Origin of the sequence: Streptomyces clavuligerus, assembly GCF_005519465.1 — a bacterium.
Lineage (GTDB): Bacteria > Actinomycetota > Actinomycetes > Streptomycetales > Streptomycetaceae > Streptomyces > Streptomyces clavuligerus.
Window position 1 is genome coordinate 1,936,043 of sequence record NZ_CP027858.1, and the last position, 24,003, is coordinate 1,960,045.

Sequence of the window (24,003 nt, forward strand, 5' to 3'; positions counted from 1 at the left end):
CTCCCCAAGCGCGCGGTGCCGGCGCATGGTTCCGGGCGTGGAAGGATGCCGCACGATTCTCGGGAGGGGGCGGCGTGTTCGGGGGAATCGACGAGGTCGACTGGGCCGCGCTGGGGCATGCGTACGGACCGGCGGACGACGTTCCTGAGCTGCTGCGCGGGCTGGCCTCCGGCGACCCGGTGGAGCGTGAGGCCGCCCTCGACGGGATGTACGGCGCGGTGCACCACCAGGGGGACGTCTACGACTCCACGCTGGCGTGCATACCGTTCCTGCTGGAGCTGGTGGCCGACCCCGCCGTCCAGGACCGGGGCGGCATCGTCGAGTTGCTGACCAGCATCGGCGGGATCGATCTGGACGGCGACGACGAACTGGACCCGGAGGACGAGGAGTTCGAGTTCGCGGCCAACTACGCGATGGCGGCGTCGGCGGTGACGGCGGGCTCGGACGTCTTCCTGGCGCTGATCGACTCCCCGGACCGGGGGGTGCGGCTCACCGTGCCGCTGGCGCTGGCGACGCTGCACAGCGAGCCGGATCTGGTGCTGCGGCTGCTGCGGGAGCGGCTGGAGGCCGAGCGGGACCCCGAGGTGCGGTTCGCCTGTGTGGAGGCGGCGGGACGGATCGCGCTGCGGCACTCCTGGCTGGCGGCCGAGGTGGTGGACTGGCTGGTGGAGCTGGCCCGGGTGCGGTACGGGGCCGGGGCGGGGACCCCGGCGGAGCCCAGACGCGCGGCCGGTCCGGAGCACGGGGGCGCGGTGGTCCGCCGCCACTCGCTCCGCCGGGACCCGTGGGACGACCCCCCTCACCCGGCCGACCACGGGTCCGACTTCGACACGGAGGTCTGGGGGACCGAGGTCTGGGGCACGGACGGCTTCGGGGTGGACGGCCCGGGGCCGGAGGTCCCCTGGGCGGACGGCTTCGGCAGGCCGGACCCCTGGCCCGCCCCCGGCCGGGTAGAGTTCCCCGGCCCGTGGGACGACCCCGTTCCGCCGGACGGGCCGGTGTTCCCCGGCGGGGCGGTGCCGCCCGACGGGCCCCCGGGCACCCCTCCGGCCGCCCGTCCGACGCTCAACGGACTGCCGTCGCCCCCCGGCCCCCGGGACGGCTCCACCGCCCCCGCAGCCCGCTCCGCACCCGGCTCGTCGCACGATTCAACGCGCGGAGATGACCCGGCGGCGGACCCCGTCCGGGGAACGGACGGGGACCCGCCGGACGGGCTCGCGGAGAGGGACCCGGAGGGGCCGTCGGGAAAAACGGCGGAAAACAGACCCGGGGGCGGGGGGCGGAGCACCGGGTTCCCGGGCACGGAGCCCCCGGAGCCCGCCGGAGGGGAGTGTCCGGACCCCGCGGATCCGCGGCGGCCGCACGACGCCGGGCTGCGCCTCTCCGCCCTCGCCCAGCTCGCCCGGTGCGCCCCGCACGCGCTGCCCGCCGATGTGGTGCCCGGGGTGGTGGGCCTGCTGCGGGAGCTGCGGGCCGAGCCCGCCGGTCCGTACCCGGACGGGCCCCGCGCCGCACCGCCCCCCGGGGCTTCGGGGCCACCGGAGGCACGCCCCGCCGGAGCACGGCCCGTGCCCGCCGGGTCCCCGGCGCCGGAACAGCCCTGGGAGCGCGAGTCCGACGACACCGGTCGGCACGCCCTGTGGACGGGCGATCTGCTGCGCACGCTCCACTCCGGACTCGGCGACCGGGTCGCGGAGCGGACCGCGCTGCTGACGGACCAGTTGTGCAGCCCCGACCCCGGGCAGCGGATCGACGGGGTACGGATGAGCAGCGCGCTGCTGCGGACCCGGCGCGGCGAGTACGCGGAGCTGGTGACGCTGATCGGGGAGCAGCTCGCCGACAAGGAGCCGCGGCTGGCGGACGCGGCGGCCGCGGCGCTCGGTGAGCTGTTCGGCCTGGCCGCCCCGGCGGCGGACGCGCTGGCGGACTTCGTGGCCGCCGACCCGGGCTGCTGGGTGCAGGAGTGGGCGAGCGGCCCGCGGACGCTCGGCGGGGCGGTGGCCGCGCTGGCGCGCACGGGTGACGCGCGGGCGGTGCCGGTGCTGGCCCGGATTCTGGAGCTGCCGCAGGCCCCGCACGACCTCGGCTATGTGCTGGACCATCTGGGCCCGGCGGCGGCCCCGCTGGTCCCGGCCCTGCGCGCCCGGCTGGCGGAGACCGAGCTGGACGACCGGCTCTACGACGCGGCGGGCCCGCTGCTCTACGGGCTGACGGCGCTGCGGGCGGGCGAGGCCCTGCCCGAGGTGCTGCGGGTGCTGCGGGGCGCCCCGGAGTACCGCGGGGAGTGGGTGGTGGAGCTGGTGCTCGGTGCGCTGACGTCGTTCGGGCCCGCCGCCCGGGAGGCCGCGCCGGATCTGCGCGGGCTGCTGGCCCGTTCCGCGCGGACGGGCGGGCACACCGGCGCGTTCGCGGTGAAGGCGGCGGCGGCCTTATGGGCGGTGGAGCGGGAAGCGGGCGCGGTGCTGCCGCTGCTGCGGACGACGCTGGCGTCCGACACCGGGGCGCGGCGGGCCGCCGCCGGGGTGCTGGGCTCGATGGGCCCGGTCGCCCGGGAGGCGGTGCCCGAGCTGCGGCTGGCACTGGACTCCTCGGACCCGGGGACGCGGGTGGACGCGGCGCTCGCGCTCTGGCGCGTGACCGGGGACGCGGAGCCCGGCTGGCCCGCGCTGAGGACGGCGTGGGAGGCGCTCCCGTTCACCCGGGTCCCGACCGCCGAGCGGCTCGCGGAACGGCCGGACCCGGCGGGCGGGCCGGTGGCGGGCCGCACCGAGGGCGCGGAGCGGCTGCTCCGCGCCGAGCTGGGGCGGGTGCGGCGGCACAATGCGATGGACGGCGGCTATGGCGGACATGACATCGTGAGGGACGAGAAGCTGCTGGCCCTGTGCCGGCGCGCACTGACCGGCGGGACCGGCACCACCGGGGAGAGGCCCACACCATGATCATTTTTGGCACCAAGGGGTATCTGCACCAGCTCGCGATCCTGACGCTCGTCTGCGGGTCGTGCGGCAATCCGTCGGCGCACACACTGCGGAAGCGGGTCACGAAGTTCACCCTGTTCTTCGTGCCGCTGTTCCCGGTGTCGACGAAGTACGGGACGCAGTGCACCTTCTGCGCGGCGGAACAGAAGCTCACCGCCGAGCAGGCCGACCAACTGCTCGCCCAGCAGGCGGCGGGCACCCTGGGCCTCCAGGGCGGCACCCCCCTCGACCACCAGCCCCACCCGGGCCAGGCCCCGCGCAACCCGTATCAGCGCTGAGCCCGGCGCTTGCGGGACCACCCGCACGCCCGCCCCGCGCCCACCAGCCCCGACGAAGGGGCGGGCGCGGGGCTCCTCCGCGTTCACGGCCATGCCTCGCTCGTCCGGGTGGACCGGACACGGAAGAACCGTTCGCCCGCCCGATCCCAGCAGTAGACGTACGACCATGGCACCTGGCGACAAGCACCAGAAGAAGGATGTCGAAGCGGCCCTGAAGCGGGCGGAGAAAGCCGGACTCAAGGTGACGCGCAAGCAGAACAGGCACAACTGGGGATTCATCCTCTGCTGCCCCTGTGACGCGGATATCGCGGTGTACTGCACGCCCCGGAGCGCCGGAGACCTGGCCCGGGACATCGATCGATTCACACGGAGGCACACGAACTGTGCGTGACTGGCGATTCACCCTGCACCTCCAGGCCCCTCTGACTCCAGGGCAGTTGGACACCCTGTTCGGCCTGGACAGCTTCAGCGATGGGCGGACCAACCTGGTCAGGGGGCCGGACACGGCCGAATTCTGGTGCACCTTCGAGGCCGAATCCCTGACCGGGGCAATCGCGGACGCGCTGAGCCGTTTCGAGGACTTCCCCGGCGTCCTCGTCCGCAGCGTCGAACTGGACGAGATCGCGCTGGACGAGAACGGCATGGCGACCCCCGCCGTCGTCCCGGCGCCGCCCCCGCTGGAGGCAGACCCGGCGGCCTGACGGCAGCAGACAGCCCCGCTCCCTCCGTTGCCGAGGAGGCGGGGCTGCTGTGTGCGTGCTTACAGGGCCGACTCACGGGCTATCGTCACCAGACCCGCGAACGCGTCGGCGGACACCATCAGCACTGGGCCGTCGGCCTGCTTGCTGTCACGCACCGGGACGACACCCGTCGTGGACGCATACGAGGGTGCCCACTCGACGCACTCACCACCGTTGGAGCTGTACGAAGACTTGAGCCAGTTAAGGGGTTCGGTCGTCACGAGGTTCCCTCTCGAAGCTGTTCGATCATCGCCACGGAAGCTGTCTGGGACAGCGATTCGGCCTGTAGGTGATGGTAGCCCGCCAGCAGGGACAGGGTCCCAGAGCTGTCCCGGTCCACCTGCCCTTGCGCATGTGTCTCGGCGTACGCGACCAACGACCGGTCCTCCAGCGTCAGCAAGTTGACCGGGAGGTCGAACGGTCGGCGCTCGCCGACGGCGAAGGGAACCACCTGGAAAACGGTGTTCGGCAGGTGAGCGAATTCCACCAGCCGCGCCAACTGGGCGTCCATGACTTCGGTCCCGCCGACCGGACGCACAAGGCAGCTCTCATCCAGAACCACGAGCACCATGGGAGGGCGAGGCCGCATCAGCACCGCTTGCCTCCGAGCCAGGAACGACCTGCGCTCGTCCGCCTGCTCCGGTGTGATGGCGCCACGTCGTATGTCACGCTCCGCCAGTGCTTTCGCATAGTCGGTGGTCTGTAGCAGCCCAGGAACGATTCCGATCTGGAACTGACGGATCTCGATCGCCCGCCGCTCGTACGCGACGTACTGATCCAGTCCCTCCAGCAGGGCCGCGTGCCCCAGAGCCTGCCTCTGCCGTTCGAGCCGATCGCCAGTCCCGAACGCTCGGTCGATCCTTGAAGCAAAACGGCGGGTCGGCGGACGCCGACCAGTTTCCACAGCGGAAATGTGCTGGCTAGAGCACCCAGCACGCTCTGCAAGCTCTTCCTGAGTCCAGCCACGTTCGTCTCGCAGGCTGCGCATGACCTGGCCGAACTTCTCACGTGGCGACCTTTCCGGATCAAGCTCCTTGCGGTTCACCATCGAGATCCCATAACTCTCCCTACAAATCCCCTGAGTTGAAGGTGTGTCCGACCCTAGTCCACGCTGGTGCCCCTCGGTAGCGAAATCGCTACGGAGAGGAGCGGTCCGTGCGCACTGCACAGGCCCCACCACACGGAGGTTGACCATGAGTCGGCCGCATGATCGAGGTCCGGAGTTCAACCCGCTCGACTTCGGGCCCTGCGCCTGCCCCCGCCCCGACTGCAAGCTCAAGAGGAAGGCCCCCGCGCTCACCGCCCTGCGCGAGAAAACACCTGCGGACCTTGAGCACCAGGAAGGACCCGATGCGCCGCCGCAGTAGGAAAGTCTCCGCACTGGGAGCCGTTATGATCCTGTCACTGTGGGTCATATCCGTGGGAATGATCGCCTCAGGCGTGGCCCTCGACCTCGAATCACTCCGCCTCCCGGCGTAAGTAGGTAGTCCGCCCATGCCTGCCCACGCGCACCAGGACCGCCCCGGCCATACCGAGCTGGGGCGTGTCCTCATGTCCGGCGGGGCCCTCCCCTCGGACTGGGCCCCTTCCTTCGCGGCCGTGCCCCGCTCGGCCTTCCTCCCCGAGCTGATGTGGCCCTTCGACATCGAAACCGGCACGAGCGTCCCCGTCTCCCGGTCCGACGATCCGGCCACCTGGTACGAGTACGCGGACGCCGACGTTCCCGTGGTCACCCAGTGGGACGACGGACAGCACACCGGCACGGAACCCGGGCAGGTCCCGACCTCTTCGGCGTCCATGCCGAGCGTCGTGTTCCGGATGCTCCGGGACCTGGACGCGCACCCGGGTGACCGAGTGCTGGAGGTCGGCACCGGGACCGGGTGGAACGCCGCCCTGCTCGCCCACCGGACCGGTGCGCAGAACGTCGTCACGATCGAGGTGGACCGCACGGTCGCCGAACGTGCACGGACCACCCTGGAACGGTTCGGAACCGCAGTGCGGGTAATCCACGGCGACGGATACGCGGGTCACCCCGAAGACGCCCCGTACGACCGGATCATCGCCACCGCCGGGGTCCGCCACATCCCCTTCACCTGGGTGGCGCAGACCCGGCCGGGCGGGCTGATCGTCGTCCCCTGGGGAACGCACTACGGGAACGGCGACTGCGTGGCCCGGCTCGCTGTCGCTCCGGACGGGCAGAGCGCGTCAGGCGCCTTCACCGGCCCGGTGGAGTTCATGAAGCTCCGGGCGCAACGGCTCTCCCCCGTCGTCCACGGCGACCATGTGACGGGCGGCCACCGGGACGTGTCCGCCACCGACCTCACGGAGGACGCGTTCCTCGGGGAGCGCTTCAGCCCTCAGCGCTTCGCCGTCGGCCTCCGGGTGCCGCACTGCCACCACGTGATCGCCGAGAAGCGGGACGGCGCGCGCCCCGTCTGGTTCTACGGTCTCACCGACCGCTCCTGGGCGTGCGTGCTGTTCCGCGACGGCGACACCGCACGCGTCTGGCAGTCCGGGCCCCGCCGCATCTGGGACGAGGCCGAAGCCGCGTACCGGTGGTGGGAGAACGAGCGGAAGCCGGAGTACGGGCGCTTCGGGCTCACGGTGACGGGGGCAGGGCAGACCGCCTGGCTGGACACCCCGGACCGGTCCTGGCCCGTCTGACGTCACCGGGCCGCCGCAGGGCGGCCCCGATCGGGTGGACCAGGCGTTCGTGAAGGCAGCGGGGCCGTTGCGTGTGCGGCCCGCTTACAGGCTTGCCCGGCGGACCATGGTCACCAGACCCGCGAACGCGACGGCGGACACCATGAGGACGGGGCCGTCGGTCCGCTTGCTGTCACGCACCGGGACGACACCCGTCTCGGACGCGTACGAAGGAGCCCACTCGACACAGGCGCCGCCGTTGCTGCTGTAGGAGGACTTGAGCCAGCGGAGAGAGTCAGTCATCACCGAGTGCCCTTTCGTCATCGTTTGAGCATGTCAACCGATACCGCCTGTGGAAGAGCCCCGGCCTGAACCCGGTGGTCGACTTGGCTGCCGGGGACGCACATGGCTGTGGTCGCATGACTACCGTAGCCATCAAGCTGGACATCACGGTGCACTGCATAACGCAGACGCTATGAGCCCGGGCGGGAGCGTGCCCGCTTCCCGCACCGGGCGGCCTGGTCCCTGCTGGTGGGGGGTGCAGGGTCGTCCCCGGAAGGGACCGGCGGAGAATCACCCGCGTCCAGACATCGGACGCCCGGTCTGCCGGCCCTGAGGAGTCGAGCCCGGAGGCCCCCACCCCCGCACCCGACGACCGACCCGAGCAAAACAAGCCCGTCCGGCGTTTGAGGACGGACCCCGCACCCCACGCAAGGCTCACGCGCAAGCCGACGAACCCCCACACGACATACCCCCAGCACCACATAAGCCACCTAAAGGTCATAACCCCGAGATCTTGGTACGTTGCCGGACATGAGCGCACCGACGGGCACGGCAGCCGCTCCCCCGTCCGCCACCGGACGGCCCGGACGGCGCGGGGTCGAGCTGACCCTCCTCACCGCCGCCGTCCTGATCTCCGTACTCGGCTATGTGATCACCGGCGTCACCCGCACCGGCTCGGTCCCGGACGACGCCCTGCGCTACGGCGCCGGGCTGGGCGCCCTCGCCCTCCTCGCCCATCTCGCCGTACGGCTCCGCGCCCCCTGCGCCGATCCGCTGCCGCTGCCCATCGCGGTACTGCTCAACGGTCTGGGCCTGGTGCTGATCCACCGGCTGGACCTGGAGCCCCCGGGCGGGAACGCGGCCCCCGCGCAACTGGTGTGGTCCACCCTCGGGGTGGGGCTCTTCATCGCCGTCGTGACGGTGCTGCGCGACCACCGGACCCTCCAGCGGTACGCGTATCTCTCGGTCGCCGCCGCGCTGGTGCTGATGACGGTGCCGATCTTCTTCCCCGCCGTGAACGGGGCCCGGATCTGGATCAGGGCGGGCGGCCTCTCCTTCCAGCCGGGGGAGTTCGCCAAGATCCTGCTGGCGGTCTTCTTCGCGGCGTATCTCGCGGCCAATCACCACACCCTCTCCGTCACCGGCCGCCGACTGCACCGGCGGCTCGGCCGACTGCGGCTGCCCGCCGGTCGGGTACTGGGCCCGGTGGTGACGATCTGGCTGGTCAGTGTGGGTGTCCTCGTTCTCGAACGGGACCTCGGAACCTCTCTGCTCTTTTTCGGCCTCTTCGTGGTGATGCTCTATGTGGCGACGGGGCGCACCGGCTGGATCGCGGTGGGGCTGCTGCTCGCGGCGGCGGGCGCGGTGGCGGCGGGCACCCTGGAGCCGCATGTCCACGGACGCGTCGAGGACTGGCTGAATCCGTTCGCCACCATCGAGGCGGGCCAGGGCCCGGGCCAGGTGGCGCAGTCGCTGTTCGCCTTCGGCGCGGGCGGACTGCTCGGCACCGGGCTCGGACTCGGGCACTCCGCTCTGATCGGCTTCGCCGCCACTTCGGACTTCGTGCTCGCCACGGCGGGCGAGGAACTCGGGCTCGTGGGGCTGACGGCGGTGCTGGTGCTGTACGCGCTGCTCGTCGCGCGGGGGTACGGCTACGCGCTGCGACTGCGGGACCCCTTCGGGCGGCTGCTCGCGGTGGGGCTCTCCGCGATCGTGGCGCTCCAGGTCTTCGTCATCGCGGGCGGGGTCACCGGGCTGATCCCGCTGACGGGCATGGCGATGCCGTTCCTGGCGCAGGGCGGCTCCTCGGTCGTCACCAACTGGATCATCGTGGCGCTGCTGATCCGGCTCAGCGACTCGGCCCGGCGCGCCGGACCGGCGCCGCGACCGGCCGGGGCGGTCCGGCACGGCGGTCCGGCGGCGCTCCCGGGCGGGGCGGTCCGGTGATCCGCTGTGTGCGGCGGTCGGCCGCCTTCAGTCTGCTGCTGCTGGCGGCGCTGCCGGTGCAGGCGGCGCGGGTGCAGCTCGTCGACGCGGGGGAGCTGGACCGCAATCCGGCCAACCGGCGCGGGGCCATCGCCCGTTACGCCGTGCCCCGGGGGGAGATCCTGGCCGGGGGGCGGCCGGTCACCGGCTCCCGGGACACCGGGCAGCAGCTCCGGTTCGAACGGGTCTACCGCGAGGGCCCGCTGTACGCGCCGGTGACGGGGTTCTCCTCGCAGACGTACGGGACCACCATGGTCGAGGACGCCGAGGACGCGATGCTCTCGGGTGCCGATCCGGCGCTGGCGTCGCTGCCGCTGTGGCGCGATCTCAGCCGCAGCCGTCCGGCGGGGGCGGATGTCGCCACGACGGTCGAACCGGCCGTGCAGCGGGCCGCTTTCACGGGGCTCGGCGGCCGACGGGGAGCGGCGGTGGCTGTCGATCCGTCGACCGGCCGGATCCTGGCACTCGTCAGCAGCCCCTCGTACGATCCGGGGGTGCTCTCGGGGACGGGCCGGGCCGCCCGGGAGGCTTGGGCGGAGCTGAACGCGCGGCCGACGCAGCCGATGCTGAACCGGGCGATCCGGCAGACCTATCCGCCCGGCTCCACGTTCAAGATCGTGACGGCCGCCGCCGCGCTGGACGCGGGGGTGGTCACCGACGCGGACGCGCCGACGGGGACGCCCTCCCCCTATGTGCTGCCGGGGACGCGCACCCGGCTGCCGGACGCGTCGCCGGGCTGCGGGGACGCGTCGCTCGCGTACGCGATCCAGTGGTCCTGCAACACGGTGCTGGCGCATCTGGGGACACGGGTCGGCGCAGAGGGGATGCGGCAGGCGGTCACCCGTTTCGGTTTCAACGACCCGGGGCTGCGCGTCCCGTCCCCGGTGGTGCCGTCCAACTTCGACACCGACATGTCGGCGGACCAGCTCGCGCTCTCCTCGATCGGGCAGTTCGACACGACGGCGACCCCGCTCCAGATGGCGCTGGTGGCGGCGGCCGTCGCCAACGGCGGCGAGCTGCGGCGGCCGTATCTGGTGGACCGGATCACCTCCGGGAACGGCACCCGGACGCTCGCCCACGGCCGCCGGTACGCCGCCCGGCGGGCGATGGGTCCGCTGACGGCGCGGCTGCTGCGGGAGCTGATGGTCCGGGTGGTCGAGCAGGGAACGGGCGCGGCGGCGGCCCTCCCGTACGCCACTGTCGGCGGCAAGACGGGGACCGCGCAGCACGGCCTCGGCAACTCCGGCGTCCCGTACGCCTGGTTCATCTCCTGGGCCCAGGCGCACGACAGCGCCCGCCCGGGGGTGGCCGTGGCGGTGGTCGTGGAGGACGCGGAGGCGGTACGGGGCCACATCAGCGGCGGCGGCGACGCGGCGCCGATCGCCCGCGCGATGATGGCGGCGGCCCTCACCGTACCCTCCCCCGACTGAGTCGCACATTTGGCCGATTACCGTATGGCCATGACGACCTACGAACTCGCACAGGTGAACATCGGCCGCCGCAAATACGCCCTCGACGCACCCGAGATGAAGGACTTCACCGACAATCTCTCCCCGGTCAACGCGGTCGCGGAGGGTTTCGACGGCTTTGTCTGGCGGTTCCGGGACGAGACGGCGGACAACGCCACCGAACAGCGGATCTTCGGAGACGATCAGCTCCTGGTCAATATGTCCGTCTGGCGGGACACCGCCGCGCTGACCGCCTTCATGTACCAGGGCACGCACCGCGAACTGCTCTCCCGGCGCTTCGAGTTCTTCGAGCGGGTCCAGGAGGCCATGGCCGCGCTGTGGTGGGTGCCTTCCGGCCATCGCCCCACCATCGCCGACGCCGAGCACCGCCTCACCCTTCTGCGCACCCATGGCCCGACCCCGGACGCGTTCACGCTGCGGACCTCGTTCCCGCCGCCCACCGCCTGACCGGACACCGCCGGACCGCCCACCACCTGACCGGGGCACCGCCGGACACGGCCGGTCGGTCACTCCAGGGGCAGGCCCTCCCGGCGGCTGAGCCAGTCGGCGGGGACGCCCCCGACACCGGTGGCGGCGGCGACGATGCCACCGGTGATGGCGCAGGTGGTGTCCACGTCACCGAAGCCCTCGGCGGTGGACCAGAGCGCGGACTCCAGATCGGCGGGGTGGCGGGCGGCCGTCCAGACGGCGAAGGGGACCGTGTCGTCGGCCCGGACCCGGGTGCCGCTGCCCAGGATCCCGGCGGCCTCGCGGGGGGCGGTGGCGAAGGGCACTCCGGCCGCGCGCCGCAGCCCGTCCCGGACCAGCCCCGCGGGGGTGCGGTCGGCGACGGCGGACACGGACAGCTCCCCCCGTACGGACAGCGCGGCGGCCACCGCCACCGCGACCGCGCCCGCGGCGCCCTCGGGGTGGGCGTGGGTGACCCGCGCGGACAGCTCCGCCTGCCGGGCGGCCGTCCCGAGGTCGGCCGAGAACCAGGCACCCAGCGGGGCCACCCGCATCGACGCGCCGTTGCCGAGGCTGCCGCCGTCGAACAGGCCCGGCGCCAGCTCCCGCCAGCGGGCGGGCTCCTCCAGGAGCTGCGGCAGCAGCTCGCGCATGCCCGCGCCGTAGCCCCGGCCCCGGTCGTCCGCGTAGGCACGGGCGAAGGCGGCGGCCAGCCGGTCCTGGTCCATCTCCCCGTGCCGGTCGAGCACCTGATGGATCACCAGCGCCATCGCGGTGTCGTCCGTCCAGCGCCAGTCGTCCTCCTCGGGCGTACGGCGCTGCCTGATCTCCTCCTGGGCGCGCTCCCGTTCCCGGAAGAGGGGGAACCAGCGCTCCCCGAACGCGTCCCCCAGCGCAAGCCCCTGGAGGCTGCGGCGGGCGGCCTGACGATCGGCATGGGTCACGGTGATGGTCATGCCGTCATCGTTCCCGGAGCGGCGGTGCCGCGTACCCTCACGGCGGTCCGGGCTCCGGGCCTTTTCCGTCCGGTACCGGGGCGGTCCCCGTCCGCCCACCGGCCCGGAGGCCGCCCCTCCGGTCCGCGCGGTGCCCCGCGTGCCCCGGAGGCCGCCCCTCCGGTCCTCCTGGCGCCCCGAAAAACCCACCGGCTCAGGCGGCGGGCTCCTCCTCCCCCGCGCCCTGCCGGATCGCCTCCGCCACCTCCTCGGCCCTTGCCTCCTCCTCCGCCGCGAACCGCTGCCGGTCCAGCTCCTCCGCGATCTCCTCGTCCTGGGACATCAGCAGATCGAGATTGGCGTCGCCCATCTCGAAGACGCCCATGTCGGCATAGGCCCGCTGCAACCGCTCGCCCCAGAGCCCGATGTCCTTGACACAGGGCACGATCCGGCTGAAGAGCAGCTTCCGGAAGATCCGCTGAAACTCCGAGCGCTCCACCAGGTCGTCCGCCTCCGTGCGCGGCACCCCGAAGTTCTCCAGCACCTCGACGGCCTTGAGCCGGTCCCGCATCAGATAGCAGCCCTCGATGACGAACTCCTCGCGCTCCCGCAGCTCCGCGTCGCTCAGCTCCCTGTAGTAGTCGCGCAGCGCCATCCGCCCGAAGGCCACATGGCGGGCCTCGTCCTGCATCACATAGGCGAGGATCTGCTTGGGCAGCGGTTTGTCGGTCAGATCGCGGATCAGCCCGAACGCGGCCAGCGCGAGCCCCTCGATCAGTACCTGCATCCCCAGATAGGGCATGTCCCAGCGGGAGTCGCGCAGGGTGTCCCCGAGCAGGCCCTGGAGATTGTCGTTGATCGGATAGACCATGCCCACCTTGTCCTGGAGGAAGCGGGCGTAGATCTCGGCGTGCCGGGCCTCGTCCATGGTCTGGGTCGCGGAGTAGAACTTCGCGTCGAGGTCGGGCGCGCTCTCCACGATCCGCGCGGCGCACACCATCGCGCCCTGCTCACCGTGGAGGAACTGGCTGAACTGCCAGGAGGCCATGTGCCGGTGGAGGTCGGCCCGCTCCCGGGCGCTCATCTTCGTCCAGTAGGGCGTGTCGTGAACGGCGAGCGCCTCGTCCGGGGTGCCGAGGGGGTCGTAGGGGTCGACCTCCAGCTCCCAGTCGATGCGCTTGGCGCCGTCCCACTGCTTGTCCTTGCCTTTCTGGTAGAGGGCGAGAAGGCTCTCGCGCCCCTCGTCGTACTCCCAGCTCAGGCGGGCCGCGCCCGAGGCGGGGATCTGCCAGTCCAGGGATGCGGGCGGATTCGTGTAGCGGTCGTACGTCGACACCTGTGGGGCTCCTTCGCCTGATGTCCCGGATTTTCAGGGTGACTTGAGCGCTCAGGGGCAGGCTCACACTTGGTAGACGGGTAGTCAACAAGTCGCGCCCAAGGTGTTGACGCACCTGCTGACAGAGAGTCTGATAAGGGGGTTCCCGGGTGCGCCAGCGCCCTTTGAGGAACACGTCCGCACGCCGTCCCGATGTTCACGAGGTGGCCCGTCGATGACGCCCCGGTCCGCACCCGACTTCACCCTGCTGCACGACGCGCTCGGCCCGCTCCGCGACCGCGAGCAGGTCGCCCGGCGCCTGCTCGACGCCTCGCTCCGGCACTCGTACGACCCGGACCGGGACATCGACTGGGACGCGCCCTTCCTGGCGGGCAAGTGGTTCCTGCCGCCGGAGCTGGTCTCCCTCTACGACACCCCGCTGTGGCGGCGGATGTCCGAGGAGCAGCGGATGGAACTCGCCCGGCACGAGTCCGCGTCGCTGGCCTCGCTCGGCATCTGGTTCGAGATCATCCTGATCCAGCTGCTGACCCGCCATATCTACGACAAGCCCCCGACCAGCGACCATGTGCGCTACGCGCTCACCGAGATCGCCGACGAGTGCCGCCACTCGATGATGTTCGCCCGCATGATCACGAAGAACGGCGCCCCCGCGTACCCCGTCCCCCGCGTCCACCACCAGCTCGCCCGGGTGCTGAAGACCGCCTCCACCACCCCCGGCTCCTTCGCCGCGACCCTGCTCGGCGAGGAGATCCTGGACTGGATGCAGCGGCTGACCTTCCCCGACGAGCGCATACAGCCGCTGATCCGCTCGATCACCCGTATCCATGTGGTGGAGGAGTCCCGCCATGTCCGCTACGCCCGCGAGGAATTGCGCCGCCAGATGGTGACCGCGCCGCGTTGGCAGCGCCGGCTCACCCGGCTGAGCTGCGGCGAGGCGGCCCGGGTCTTCTCCGTGTGCTTCGTCAACCCGGCGGTCTACGAGCAGGTCGGGCTCGACCGGCGCTCCGCCGTCGCACAGGTCAGGGCCAGCGGCCACCGGCGCGAGGTGATGCGGACGGGCGCGAAACGGCTCACCGACTTCCTCGACGACATCGGCGTCCTGCGCGGGCCCGGCCGCAGACTGTGGCGCAGTTCCGGCCTGCTCGCGTGAGAGCGGCGGCCGGGCGGCGCGGACCGACGGCGATCCCCGCCGTGCGTCAGCCGGTCCCCCGCCCGGCACGGCGGGCTACTCTGCGGTCATGACCGCCCCGCCCTCAGCCTCGCCCGCCTATCGGCGCATGAGCGTCGAGGACCGCCGTACCCAGCTTCTCGCGGCGGCCCTGACCCTGTTCGCGCACCACGCGCCGGAGGACGTCTCCCTCGACGACGTGGCGGAGGCGGCCGGGGTCTCCCGGCCCCTGGTCTACCGCTACTTCCCGGGCGGCAAGCAGCAGTTGTACGAGACGGCGCTGCGCTCGGCAGCCGATGAGCTGGAACGGTGCTTCGCCGAACCGGAGTCGGGGCCGCCGACCGAGCGGATCGCGGCGATGCTCGACCGCTATCTGGTCTTCGTGGACGAGCACGACGCCGGGTTCAGCGCGCTGCTGCGGGGCGGGAGCGTGGCGGAGACCTCGCGCACCACCTCCATCGTGGACGAGGTCCGGCGGGCCGCCGCCGAAGCGCTCCTGGTGCACCTGGGCGGCGACCGCCCCGGGCCCCGGCTGCGGATGCTCGTCCGCACCTGGATCGCGGCCGTGGAGGCGGCCTCCCTCATCTGGCTGGACGAGGGCAAGCAGCCCACCGCCGCCGAGCTGCGGGACTGGCTCATCGACCAGTTGATCGCCTCGCTGGCGGCGGCCTCCGCACGGGACGAGCCGACCGCCGCGGCGCTGCGGGCGCTGCTCGCCCTGGAGCTGTCCCAGGACGGCACGGAGGAAGGCCCGGGCAGAGTGGGCCTCCTGGCCCGTGCGATCCTCCCGGCGGCCCGCCGCGCCGCCGGACCCGTCTGACCCGGACCGCACCGCCCGGCGCACCGGGCGGACGGGCGGTGCCGCACCGCCGACCCGCGCCGGCGCGCAGGGCTTCCGGGCGGACGGGGGTGCCGCGGCGGGGCGGCTCAGACCCCCGTGGTCCCGTCCAGCCGCTCCCGCAGCAGATCCGCGTGCCCGTTGTGACGCGCGTACTCCTCCACCATGTGGATCAGCACCCAGCGCAGCGACACCCTGCTGTCCCCCAGTGCCTCCGCCGCCTCCGGCTCGGTGAACGCCCCGCTCTCGTCCAGGGACCGCGCTCCCGCGACGATCTCCCGGCTGCGGGCGACCGCCGCGCGCCAGCCCGCGAAGGTCTCCTCGGCGCCGCGCCCGGGGGCGACCGTGAAGCCGTTGTCCTCCGGATGCCGCGGCGGCGCGTCCAGGCCCGCGAAGGTCCGCTGGAACCAGTTCCGCTCGACCTCCTCCATGTGCTGCACGAGGCCGAGCAGGCTCATCGACGAGGGCTCGACGGACGCGGTGCGCAACTGCTCCTCGCTGAGCCCCGCGCACTTCAGCTCCAGCGTCCGCCGCTGGAAGTCGAGCCAGGTCTCCAGCATGCCGCGCTCGTCCCCGCGCGGCGCGGGGACGGGGCGCCCGTCCGGAAGTGTGGTCATGCCCCACGCCTTCCCCGGGGCCCCCGCGCCCATGCCCCGGCCCCGGCGGCCCTCCCCCGGGAGCGCCGCCACCCCGGCGCCGCCCGGCCGGAGCACGGGTCCGGCGGCGGGCGGCCGGGGCACCGCCCGCGTGCGGGGGAGCCCTCCCGGCGGCACTCCCCCACGCCGCGCCGGGGGCCCACAGGGGCCACCGGGCCGGGGCGGGGGCACCACCCGGACCCGCACAGCACAGCCGGGAGCCACGGCGGCCGGCAGAACGCCGTGCGGGGCACCACCCGGACCGGTCGGGCCCGGGAGCCCTCCCGGCAGGGCGGGGGCGGCGGGGCGGCGCCCGGTCCGGACCCGGGCGCCGTCCCGGTCCGGCGGTCCCTGGGTGAGACTGGCGGGGTGAGAAGAGAGAACACCCCCTTCGTCGGCGGCCCCCTGGACCGGCAGGCCCTTGAGGTCCTGGTCGGACCGACCGGCCATCCGCCGAAGTGGTACGAGATCCCCGTACCGCACGACGACGGCACCCCGCCGACCGTGCACGCCTACCGGCGCGAGCCCCTGGGGCACACCCGGCGGCTCCATCTCCCCCGGGGCTGGAAATACGTCTACGTCCCCGAGGGACGGGAGCGGCGCGCGCCGAAGTGGCCCTGGTCCAAGCCGTCCGGGCACCCCCGGCCCACCGGGGACGCGGGGTCCGGCGGGCCGTCCGGGGCGGGGCGGGCCGACGCGCCGTGACGGCCGCCGGGTCCACCGCGACGGGTGACGCTGCTGCGCCACCCGGGCCAATTCCGGTGGAGCGGGCCGTCCCGGCGTCCACATTCCCGGAAGCGGGCGGCCCGCGGAGACGAGGCCGCCGCCCCGGCCGGAGGTGAACCGAGATGGCAGTCGAACGGAGGCGGTCCCGGGGGCCGAGGTGCGGCAACGGGCCCCGCACGGCGGGGGCGGCGGCACTCGCGGCGGTCACCGCCCTGGCGCTCGTCCCCGGCGAACGCGCCCCGGACCCGGCGCCGTCCGACGAGCCCCGGTTCGCGCCCGTGGCGCGCCCCCTGACCCCACCGGCCCCGCCCGGCCCGGCGGCCCCCGCCCCGCTCCCGGGTCCGGCCGCCCCGGGACTCCCCGCGCTCCCCGCCGCCCCGCTCCCCGGTCCGGGCGCCCCCGCCACCCTCCCCGACGCCCTCGCCCAGCTCCGGATCGTCTACCACCGGGCCGAGTACACCGGAACCGAGTACGAGCACGCGGCCCGGCGGCTGCGCGCCCAGCGCGCCAGGACCGCCCGGCTGGGCCGCCGGCTCACCCGGGCCCGCGAGGCCCTGGGCCTCAGCCGGATCGAGGCCGGACGGCTCGCCCGGGAGCAGTACCAGGGCCACTCCGAGCTGTCGGCGCTGCTGCGGCTGCTGCTCTCCCGCGACCCCCGGCGGGCCGTGGACGAGCAGTACCTGATCGAACGGGCCGCGGCCCACCGGCGGGCCGCCCTGCACCGGCTGGAGGGCGCCACCCGGCGGGCCGCGGCCCTCGCCCGCGCCTCCCGCAGGGCGCTGGACCGCGAACGCACCCTCGCCGCCCGGCAGCGGCTGGCCCGGGACTCCGCCGCCGCCTCACTGCGCGCCGTCGAGGCCCTGCTCGCCTCGCTCACCCCCACCCAGATCACCGGGCTCTCCGCCCCCGGCACCCGCGACACCGTCCTGCCCGCCGGGACCCTGACCCGGGACCACCCGCCGACCAGGGCGGGCACCCTGGCCCTGCGGTACGCGATCGAGCAGATCGGCAAGCCCTATCTCTGGGGCGCCGAGGGCCCGGGGGCCTACGACTGCTCGGGGCTGACCCTGCGGGCCTGGGACTTCGCCGGGGTGCGCATCCCCCGCACCAGCCAGGAGCAGTGGGCCGGGCTGCCCCGGGTGCCGCTGCGCTCGCTGCGCCCCGGCGACCTGGTGATCTACTTCCCGGGCGCCACCCATGTGGGGATCTATCTCGGCGGCGGGCAGGTGGTGCACGCCCCCCGCCCCGGGGCCACCGTCAAGGTCTCCCCGATCGCCGCCAATCCGCTGCTCGGCGCGGTCCGCCCGGACCCGGACGGACCGCCGCTGCCCCCGGGGGCGTTCGTCCCGCCGCCGCTGCCCGACGGGGCCACGGCGGGAACGGACACCGGCTGGTCACAGCCGGACGCGCCCCCGGCGGACAGCGCGCTGTGAGACGGGGAGCCCCGGAGCGCCCGCCGGGGGACGAGGGGCCCCGGAGCGCGCCGGAAGGGCTCGGCGACGCCCGGAGCCCGTCGGAGGGAACGGCTCAGGACCGGCAACGGCCCAGGAACGCCCGGAGCGCGCCGGAACGGCTCAGACCCCGGCCGCCCCCGCGACCTCGGCCAGATACTTCTCGGCGAGCTCGGGCTCGTAGAAGAAGTCCTCGAAGTCGGCCGGGTCGTCAAAGCCGTTGGCGAAGCGGTCCGCCACCGGCTGGAACTGCCCGCCCGCCCCGATCACGTCCAGCACATGCGCGGGCGGCGGCGCCAGCATCGCGTTCGTCCACTTGGTGACGTGCCGCGCGGTCTCCCAGTAGCGGTCGAACGCGGACTGCATCCACGCCTCGTCGAAGGGCTTCTCCCCGTGCTCCACGATGGAGGCGAGGTAGGACGCGGCGCACTTGGCGGCGGAGTTGGAGCCCTGGCCGGTGATCGGGTCGTTGGCGACGACCACATCGGCCACGCCCAGCACCAGTCCGCCGCTGGGCAGCCGTCCGATGGGCTTGCGCACGGTCGGCGCGTACCGCCCGGCCAGGGTGCCGCCCTCGTCGGTCAGCTCCACCCGGGTGGCACGCGCGTACTCCCAGGGGAGGAAACGTTCCAGCAGCTCCAGGGTGAGCCGCAGATGCTCCTGGGGGTCGCGGATGCCCTGGAAGACATCGAGGGGTCCGCCGGGGACGCCCTCCCAGAAGAGGATGTCCGCCCGCCCGGAGAGCGTCCAGGTGGGCATGACGAACAGCTCGCCCACACCGGGGACGAGGTTGCAGCGGACCGCGTCGAAGTCGGGGTGCTCGGGCCGGGGCCCCAGACCGTGGACATAGGCGACGGCCAGCGCGCGCTGCGGGGCGTCGTAGGGCGAGCGGGCGGCGTCCCGCGCGAACATCGAGACCAGTTCGCCCTTGCCCGCCGCGACCAGGACGAGGTCATAGGTGCGGGCGAAGTAGTCGAGGTCGCCCACGGCCGCGCCGTGGATCACGAGCTGTCCGCCGCGCTGGGCGAAGAGCTCCATCCAGGCGGCCATCTTGACCCGCTGGTCGACGGATTGCGCATGGCCCTCCAGCCGGCCCACCCAGTCGACCAGCCGCTGGGACTCGGGTCCGGCCACCGAGACACCGAGGCCCTCGATCCGCGGGGCCTGGGACTCCCAGAAGTCGATGCCGAGGTCGCGCTCGTGCTGGAGCGCGGTGTGGAACATGCACTGCGTGGACATGACCCGGCCGTGGCGGATCTCGTCGGCCGTACGGTTGGACATCAGGGTGATCTCGTACCCCTGGGACTGGAGCCCGAGGGCGAGCTGGAGGCCGGACTGACCGGCTCCGACGATGAGTATCTTCCGCATCCGGGGGGTCTCTTTCGTCTGAACGGATGAACGAGGCGTGCGAACCGCGCGTTATTCGGGGGTGGCGTCCAGCGCATGTGTCACCAGTTCGAGCAGGGACTCGACCACACTGGCCTGATCGCGCGCGTCCATGATCACGATCGGCACATGGACGGGTATGGTCAAGGCCTCGCGCACATCCTCGGTGGCGAACCGCTCCGAACCGTCGAAGTGGTTGACGGCGACGATGTACGGCAGCCCGCTGCTCTCGAAGTAGTCGAGCGCGGGGAAGCAGTCCGAGAGCCGCCGGGTGTCGGCGAGCACGATCGCGCCGATCGCGCCGCGTGCCAGGTCGTCCCACATGAACCAGAAGCGCTGCTGTCCGGGGGTGCCGAACACGTACAGCACCAGATCCCGGTCCAGGGTGATCCGGCCGAAGTCCATGGCGACGGTCGTCGTCAGCTTCTCGGGGGTGGCACTGAGGTCGTCGGTCTCCTCGCTCGCCCGGGTCATCAGCGCCTCGGTCTGGAGCGGTGTGATCTCCGACACCGAGGCGACGAAAGTGGTCTTGCCCACACCGAAGCCACCCGCGACCACGACCTTCGCGGCGGTCGGGGCCCGGGTGTGGTCGAGCTGCCAGTCCTGAAGGCCCTCCTCGGCGGGGTTCGGCGCCTCCCGGTGCGCGGGTCCCTGCTGCCCGGGCAGGGACGGGAGCGGCGGCGCGGCGGCCGGGCTCCCGGAGGCGAGCGTGTCAGAGGCGGCGGAGTCCACTCAGCACCCTTTCCAGCAGTGCGCGTTCGGGGCGTCCCGGGCCGTGCCCGGTGCCGTATACACGGATCTTTCCCTGGTCGGCCAGGTCGCTCAGCAGCACCCTCACGACACCCAGCGGCATCTTGAGGATCGCCGAGATCTCGGCGACCGTCCGCATGCGCCGGCACAGCTCGACGATGGCCTGGAGTTCGGGCATGACCCGGGTGGACAGATCCCCCTTGGGCAGCTCCGGGCGCTCGGCCGGGGCCTCCAGCGCGGCCACGAAGGTCTCCACCAGCAGCACATGGCCGAAGCGGGTCCGGCCGCCGGTGAGGGAGTACGGGCGGACCCGGGCGGGGCGGCGGTTCTCCCCGCGCACCGGCAGCGGGACGGCCGGCGCGTACGGGCCGTGCGGCCCGGCCGGGTCCGGGCTCCCGGGGAGGTCCGGCGCGGGCGGCACGGCGGTCACTGCGCGTCCTCCAGGGACTTGCGCAGCTCGCTGCGGAGCTCCGGGGTCAGCACATGTCCGGCCCGCCCCACGAACAGGCCCATGTGGTAGGCCACGACGGACATGTCGCAGTCGGCGTCGGCGTGCACCCCGAGGAGGGAGCCGTCGCTGATGGACATGATGAAGACACAGCCGCCCTCCATGGCGACCATGGTCTGTTTGACGCCGCCGCCGTCCATCAGCCGGGCGGCGCCCACGGTGAGGCTGCCGATGCCCGAGACGATGGTGGCCAGATCGGCGCTGGAGCCCTTGGGGCCCTCCTGGCGCTCACCCGCCGCCGGGGCGACGTTGCGGGCCGGGTCGGACGAGAGCAGGAGCAGTCCGTCGGACGAGACGACGGCGACCGAACGCAGGCCGGGCACCTCCTCCACCAGGTTGCTCAGCAACCAGTGCAGATTGCGGGCCTCCCTGCTCAGGCCGAACGTACCGGTCGCAGTCAACTGCGTGCCTCCTCGACTGTGTCCCCCGATTCTCTGGGTGCCGTGCGCGCGATCTCCGCCTCGGCCTCCTTGCGGCCGCGGTCCGCGGCCTGCTGGAAACCGCCCAGCCTGCGGCGCAGGGCTTCGGCGTCGACGCTGCCGGTCCGCTCGCCGGGCGCGGCGGCGGGTGCGACGACCTTGGGCGTGCGCTTGGGCAGGCCCTTGTCGGTGACGCGCCCCGCCGGGGGCTCGGCCCCCGGCGTCGGCGTGGGCGCGGTGGGCCGTACGGGCTCGCCCGCCCGCTCGGGCCCGGCCGCGGGCGCGTGGCCCGCGGTGGTCCGGTACGCCGCCGGGGCGGGCGTCTCCGGTACGTGTGGTGGCGGCGGTGGCGGCGCGGGGACGACGGGCGGTCCCTGCGGCGCGGGCAGCACCGGGGCCTGGGCGGCCTCCGGGCCGGGCAGCCGCATCTCGAAGGTCGGCTCGTCGACGGGTCCGCCCTGCTGTCCCGGTCCGGCGAAGGCACCGTCCCCGGCGAAGGCACCGTTCCCGGCGAAGGCACCGTCGGCCGCCCGCTCATGGGTGTCGTCGATGGCGTCGCCCGCCTGGCGCACGGCGGCCTCCGCCGCCGCGACCAGCGGGTCGTCGCCCGGGGCCGAGGGGTGCACAGGGGCGGTGAGGGGGCGGCGCGGTCCGCTCGGGAGCGCGTTGGAGTTGGCCTCGGCGACCGAGCCCGGCAGCCGGACCTGGGTGGAGGCGGTGTCGGACATCGACGGCAGTGGACCGTCGGCCGGGGGCGGCGCGGGCAGCAGCGCGGCGGGCAGCACGACGACGGCGGTGACGCCGCCCTGCTTCTGCTCGCGGAGCTGGACCCGGACCCTGTGCCGGGAGGCGAGCAGCCCGGCGACCCGCAGCCCGAGACCCTCGGCGTCGCCGCCGGTGGGGGCCAGCTCGTACGCCTGCGGATCGTCGAGGCGGCTGTTCAGCTCGGCGAGCCGGGACGCGGTCATCCCGATGCCGGTGTCCGTGACGGAGAGCATCACCTCGCCGTTCTCCAGCAGCCAGCCCGACAGCTCGACCTGGGCGTCCGGCGGGGAGAAGGCGGTGGCGTTCTCCAGCAGCTCGGCGATGAGATGGCTGAGGTCGTCCGCCGCGAACCCGGCGATATGGGCGTGTGGCGGCAGCGACTGGATGACGACCCGCTCGTACCGTTCGATCTCGCTGACGGCGGCGCGCAGCACATCGACGAGGGGGACGGGTCCCGGGTGGCCGTGGCCGTGCTCGGCACCGGCGAGGACCAGCAGGTTCTCGCTGTGGCGGCGCATGACGGTGGCCATGTGGTCGAGCTTGAAGAGGGTGGCGAGCCGCTCCGGGTCCTGCTCGCGCTCCTCCAGCTTCTCGATCACCCCGAGCTGGCGTTCGACCAGGCCGAGGGTGCGCAGCGAGAGATTGACGAAGGTGTGGTCGACGGTGTGCCGCAGCCGCTGGAGTTCGGCGGTCAGCTCGTCGGTCCGCTGCCGCAGCTCGGCCCGGGACTCGGAGAGCTTGGCGGCCAGATTGTCCCTGGAGCCGATCAGTCCGGTGCGTTCGCTGCTCAGTTCGTCGGCGCGCCGCGAGAGGTCGCGCACCCGCCCGTGGAGGGCGTTGAGGGAGTGCACGACCTGGGCGAACTCATCGTTGCGGCCGGTGAAGCCGATGGGCTGTTCGCGTTCGGGGGCGGCGGCGACGCGGGCGGCGCCGATCCGCAGCACGGCGAGCGGACGGGTGAGGCTGCGGGCGACGCCCGCCGAGACGCCGAGGCAGATCAGGACCAGTCCGCCGAGGATCACGGCCTGGATCTCCAGGGCGGTGACATCGTCGTCACGGAGTTTCTTGAGGGCGGCGATCCGCTCGGAGGCGAGGGCCGACTCGACGCCCCGCATCTGTTCGATCCGGGCGGTGAGCGCGGTCTCCAGCTTCTCGGTGTCGACGCGGAGGTCGCCGTCGCTCAGTCCGGGCTGGTCGGTGAGGCGGGTGAGATAGCTCTCGGCCGTCTTGACCTCGGCGCCGGTGACGGTGGCGGCGAGGGAGTCGCGGGCGTCCTTGGCGGCGGCCTGGTCGAAGTCGGCGAGGGCGGCCAGTTCGCGCACCCGGGCCTGCTGGGCGGCGGCGCTGAGCGCGCCGCGTGCCTCCTTGGCCCGTTTGCCCTCCTCGCTCTCCTCCTCGACCGGCAGTCCGGTGAGGGGGTCGATGGAGCGCACGGGCTCCGCCGCGGGGACGGAGAGCGCGGCCAGCAGCAGCCCGCGGGCCGCGGACGCCTGTTCGACGGCGAGGCCCAGCTCGGCGGTGGCCCGGGCGTCCCGGGTGGCCCCCTCGGCGCGGGGCGGAATCCGGTCGGCGAGTTCGTCGGCGAGCCCCTGGAGGGCGCCGATGACGGTGGTGTACGCGCGGTGGGCCTCCGTGGCGGAGCCCTTGCCGGTGAGCGCGTCCCGGCGCAGGGTCGGCACGGTGGCCAGTTCCCGGCGCAGTTCGGCGCGGTCGTCCGGGATGGCGCCGCGGATCTCCTCGATCTGCCGGTCCACCCGGGCGGTCCGCGCGTCGGTGATGTCGCGCCGCTCCTTCTTGCCGCCGCGCTGTTCGTCACGGCCCGCGGCGATGTACGCGGTGACCTCGTCGCGTTCGTCGGAGAGGGAGTGGGCGAGGGTGACGGCCTGCCGGTTCAGCTCGGCGAGGGTCAGCAGCTTCTGCGATTCGCGCAGTTCGTCCAGGCTGTGCAGGGCTCCGGGGGTGCCCGCTCCGGTGACGGCGAGCCCGGCGACGGCGACCCCTATGACGAGGCGGTTGCGTACCCGCTTGGCGCGGCCCTGTACGACAGGGACCGTCGCGCCGTCCTGTGCCGGATAGGTCTCAGGGGCCAGCGGGGCCTGAGGCCGCTTCTTCTGCACCGGTGCTCGCAATCCTGCTTGACTCGTCCACCCTGGGGAACCTGGAGCAGAGGTGACGACCGGTCACACTCTGAAGTCCACCCCAGGCACGAGATGACACCATTCCAGTGCTTTTGGGGAAGGGGGCGTGTATCGGCCGCTCTGCC

Annotated in this window: 22 protein-coding genes and 1 pseudogene; 12 read left to right on the plus strand and 11 right to left on the minus strand. The window is 73.4% G+C overall.

Annotation, left to right across the window (positions count from 1 at the left end; genetic code table 11):
- Positions 1-74 precede the first annotated feature (74 nt).
- The 3 genes and pseudogenes from CRV15_RS37855 to CRV15_RS36270 all read left to right on the plus strand — a co-directional run.
- Positions 75-698: pseudogene (locus CRV15_RS37855) on the plus strand (hypothetical protein); the annotation flags it as partial.
- A gap of 2,237 nt (positions 699-2,935) precedes the next feature.
- Positions 2,936-3,256, plus strand: coding sequence for a zinc-ribbon domain-containing protein (locus tag CRV15_RS07690; protein ID WP_003952542.1), 321 nt, complete (start codon positions 2,936-2,938; stop codon positions 3,254-3,256).
- 383 nt (positions 3,257-3,639) lie between these two features.
- Positions 3,640-3,957, plus strand: a complete 318-nt coding sequence (locus tag CRV15_RS36270; protein ID WP_003961808.1) for a hypothetical protein — start codon at positions 3,640-3,642, stop codon at positions 3,955-3,957.
- A gap of 59 nt (positions 3,958-4,016) precedes the next feature.
- Here the strand turns inward: CRV15_RS36270 and CRV15_RS07705 are convergent, their stop codons facing one another.
- Together CRV15_RS07705 and CRV15_RS07710 are read right to left on the minus strand one after the other, a co-directional pair.
- Positions 4,017-4,217 carry a DUF397 domain-containing protein gene (locus CRV15_RS07705; protein WP_003952545.1) on the minus strand — a complete coding sequence of 67 codons (201 nt, stop codon included), beginning with the start codon at positions 4,215-4,217 and terminating at the stop codon, positions 4,017-4,019.
- Positions 4,214-5,044, minus strand: coding sequence for a helix-turn-helix domain-containing protein (locus CRV15_RS07710; protein ID WP_003952546.1), 831 nt, complete (start codon positions 5,042-5,044; stop codon positions 4,214-4,216). The genes CRV15_RS07705 and CRV15_RS07710 overlap by 4 nt, the downstream gene beginning before the upstream one ends.
- Before the next feature lie 145 nt (positions 5,045-5,189).
- On the opposite strand from CRV15_RS07710, the gene CRV15_RS35875 reads away from it, so the two are divergent.
- On the plus strand, positions 5,190-5,363 hold the full coding sequence (locus tag CRV15_RS35875; protein WP_003961807.1) for a hypothetical protein: 174 nt from the start codon (positions 5,190-5,192) through the stop codon (positions 5,361-5,363).
- A gap of 127 nt (positions 5,364-5,490) precedes the next feature.
- A complete protein-coding gene (locus tag CRV15_RS07715; RefSeq protein ID WP_003961806.1) occupies positions 5,491-6,660 on the plus strand; it encodes a methyltransferase domain-containing protein in 1,170 nt (389 codons plus the stop codon).
- 84 nt (positions 6,661-6,744) lie between these two features.
- Here the strand turns inward: CRV15_RS07715 and CRV15_RS07720 are convergent, their stop codons facing one another.
- Positions 6,745-6,942 (minus strand): DUF397 domain-containing protein, encoded by a 198-nt coding sequence (locus CRV15_RS07720; protein ID WP_009997509.1) that lies wholly within the window; start codon positions 6,940-6,942, stop codon positions 6,745-6,747.
- Positions 6,943-7,452: 510 nt separating this feature from the next.
- Between CRV15_RS07720 and CRV15_RS07725 the strand changes: the two genes are divergently transcribed.
- The 3 genes from CRV15_RS07725 to CRV15_RS07735 are packed head-to-tail and all read left to right on the plus strand — an operon-like array spanning position 7,453 to position 10,823.
- Positions 7,453-8,868: an FtsW/RodA/SpoVE family cell cycle protein gene (locus CRV15_RS07725; RefSeq protein ID WP_003952551.1), complete on the plus strand. Its 1,416-nt coding sequence runs from the start codon at positions 7,453-7,455 to the stop codon at positions 8,866-8,868.
- Entirely contained in the window at positions 8,865-10,337 is a 1,473-nt protein-coding gene (locus tag CRV15_RS07730) for a penicillin-binding transpeptidase domain-containing protein (protein ID WP_003961805.1), read from the plus strand. The genes CRV15_RS07725 and CRV15_RS07730 overlap by 4 nt, the downstream gene beginning before the upstream one ends.
- 24 nt (positions 10,338-10,361) lie before the next feature.
- Positions 10,362-10,823, plus strand: a complete 462-nt coding sequence (locus CRV15_RS07735; protein WP_003961804.1) for a DUF3291 domain-containing protein — start codon at positions 10,362-10,364, stop codon at positions 10,821-10,823.
- 59 nt (positions 10,824-10,882) lie between these two features.
- Here CRV15_RS07735 and CRV15_RS07740 read toward each other — a convergent pair whose 3' ends face one another.
- Together CRV15_RS07740 and CRV15_RS07745 are read right to left on the minus strand one after the other, a co-directional pair.
- The gene (locus CRV15_RS07740) at positions 10,883-11,779 is read right to left on the minus strand and encodes an ADP-ribosylglycohydrolase family protein (protein WP_029183042.1); all 897 of its coding nucleotides are present in this window, start codon (positions 11,777-11,779) and stop codon (positions 10,883-10,885) included.
- Between the two features lie 193 nt (positions 11,780-11,972).
- Entirely contained in the window at positions 11,973-13,094 is a 1,122-nt protein-coding gene (locus tag CRV15_RS07745; protein ID WP_003952556.1) for a ferritin-like domain-containing protein, read from the minus strand.
- 214 nt (positions 13,095-13,308) lie between these two features.
- Between CRV15_RS07745 and CRV15_RS07750 the strand changes: the two genes are divergently transcribed.
- Positions 13,309-14,244 (plus strand): AurF N-oxygenase family protein, encoded by a 936-nt coding sequence (locus tag CRV15_RS07750; protein ID WP_003952557.1) that lies wholly within the window; start codon positions 13,309-13,311, stop codon positions 14,242-14,244.
- Between the two features lie 88 nt (positions 14,245-14,332).
- Positions 14,333-15,082, plus strand: a complete 750-nt coding sequence (locus CRV15_RS07755) for a TetR/AcrR family transcriptional regulator (RefSeq protein ID WP_003961802.1) — start codon at positions 14,333-14,335, stop codon at positions 15,080-15,082.
- Positions 15,083-15,189: 107 nt separating this feature from the next.
- Here CRV15_RS07755 and CRV15_RS07760 read toward each other — a convergent pair whose 3' ends face one another.
- A complete protein-coding gene (locus CRV15_RS07760; RefSeq protein WP_003952559.1) occupies positions 15,190-15,717 on the minus strand; it encodes a DinB family protein in 528 nt (175 codons plus the stop codon).
- Between the two features lie 387 nt (positions 15,718-16,104).
- On the opposite strand from CRV15_RS07760, the gene CRV15_RS07765 reads away from it, so the two are divergent.
- Entirely contained in the window at positions 16,105-16,440 is a 336-nt protein-coding gene (locus tag CRV15_RS07765; protein ID WP_044972448.1) for a hypothetical protein, read from the plus strand.
- A gap of 143 nt (positions 16,441-16,583) precedes the next feature.
- On the plus strand, positions 16,584-17,894 hold the full coding sequence (locus CRV15_RS07770) for a C40 family peptidase (protein WP_003961799.1): 1,311 nt from the start codon (positions 16,584-16,586) through the stop codon (positions 17,892-17,894).
- A gap of 141 nt (positions 17,895-18,035) precedes the next feature.
- Here the strand turns inward: CRV15_RS07770 and CRV15_RS07775 are convergent, their stop codons facing one another.
- The 5 genes from CRV15_RS07775 to CRV15_RS07795 form a co-directional block, all read right to left on the minus strand.
- Entirely contained in the window at positions 18,036-19,280 is a 1,245-nt protein-coding gene (locus CRV15_RS07775) for a styrene monooxygenase/indole monooxygenase family protein (protein WP_003952561.1), read from the minus strand.
- A 51-nt stretch (positions 19,281-19,331) separates the two neighbouring features.
- Positions 19,332-20,030, minus strand: a complete 699-nt coding sequence (locus tag CRV15_RS07780) for a GTP-binding protein (protein ID WP_003961798.1) — start codon at positions 20,028-20,030, stop codon at positions 19,332-19,334.
- Positions 20,011-20,394, minus strand: coding sequence for a DUF742 domain-containing protein (locus CRV15_RS07785; RefSeq protein WP_029183041.1), 384 nt, complete (start codon positions 20,392-20,394; stop codon positions 20,011-20,013). The genes CRV15_RS07780 and CRV15_RS07785 overlap by 20 nt, the downstream gene beginning before the upstream one ends.
- 80 nt (positions 20,395-20,474) lie before the next feature.
- Positions 20,475-20,957: a roadblock/LC7 domain-containing protein gene (locus CRV15_RS07790; protein ID WP_003961796.1), complete on the minus strand. Its 483-nt coding sequence runs from the start codon at positions 20,955-20,957 to the stop codon at positions 20,475-20,477.
- The gene (locus CRV15_RS07795) at positions 20,954-23,857 is read right to left on the minus strand and encodes a sensor histidine kinase (RefSeq protein WP_003961795.1); all 2,904 of its coding nucleotides are present in this window, start codon (positions 23,855-23,857) and stop codon (positions 20,954-20,956) included. Before CRV15_RS07795 ends, CRV15_RS07790 begins: the two co-directional genes overlap by 4 nt.
- Positions 23,858-24,003 lie beyond the last annotated feature (146 nt).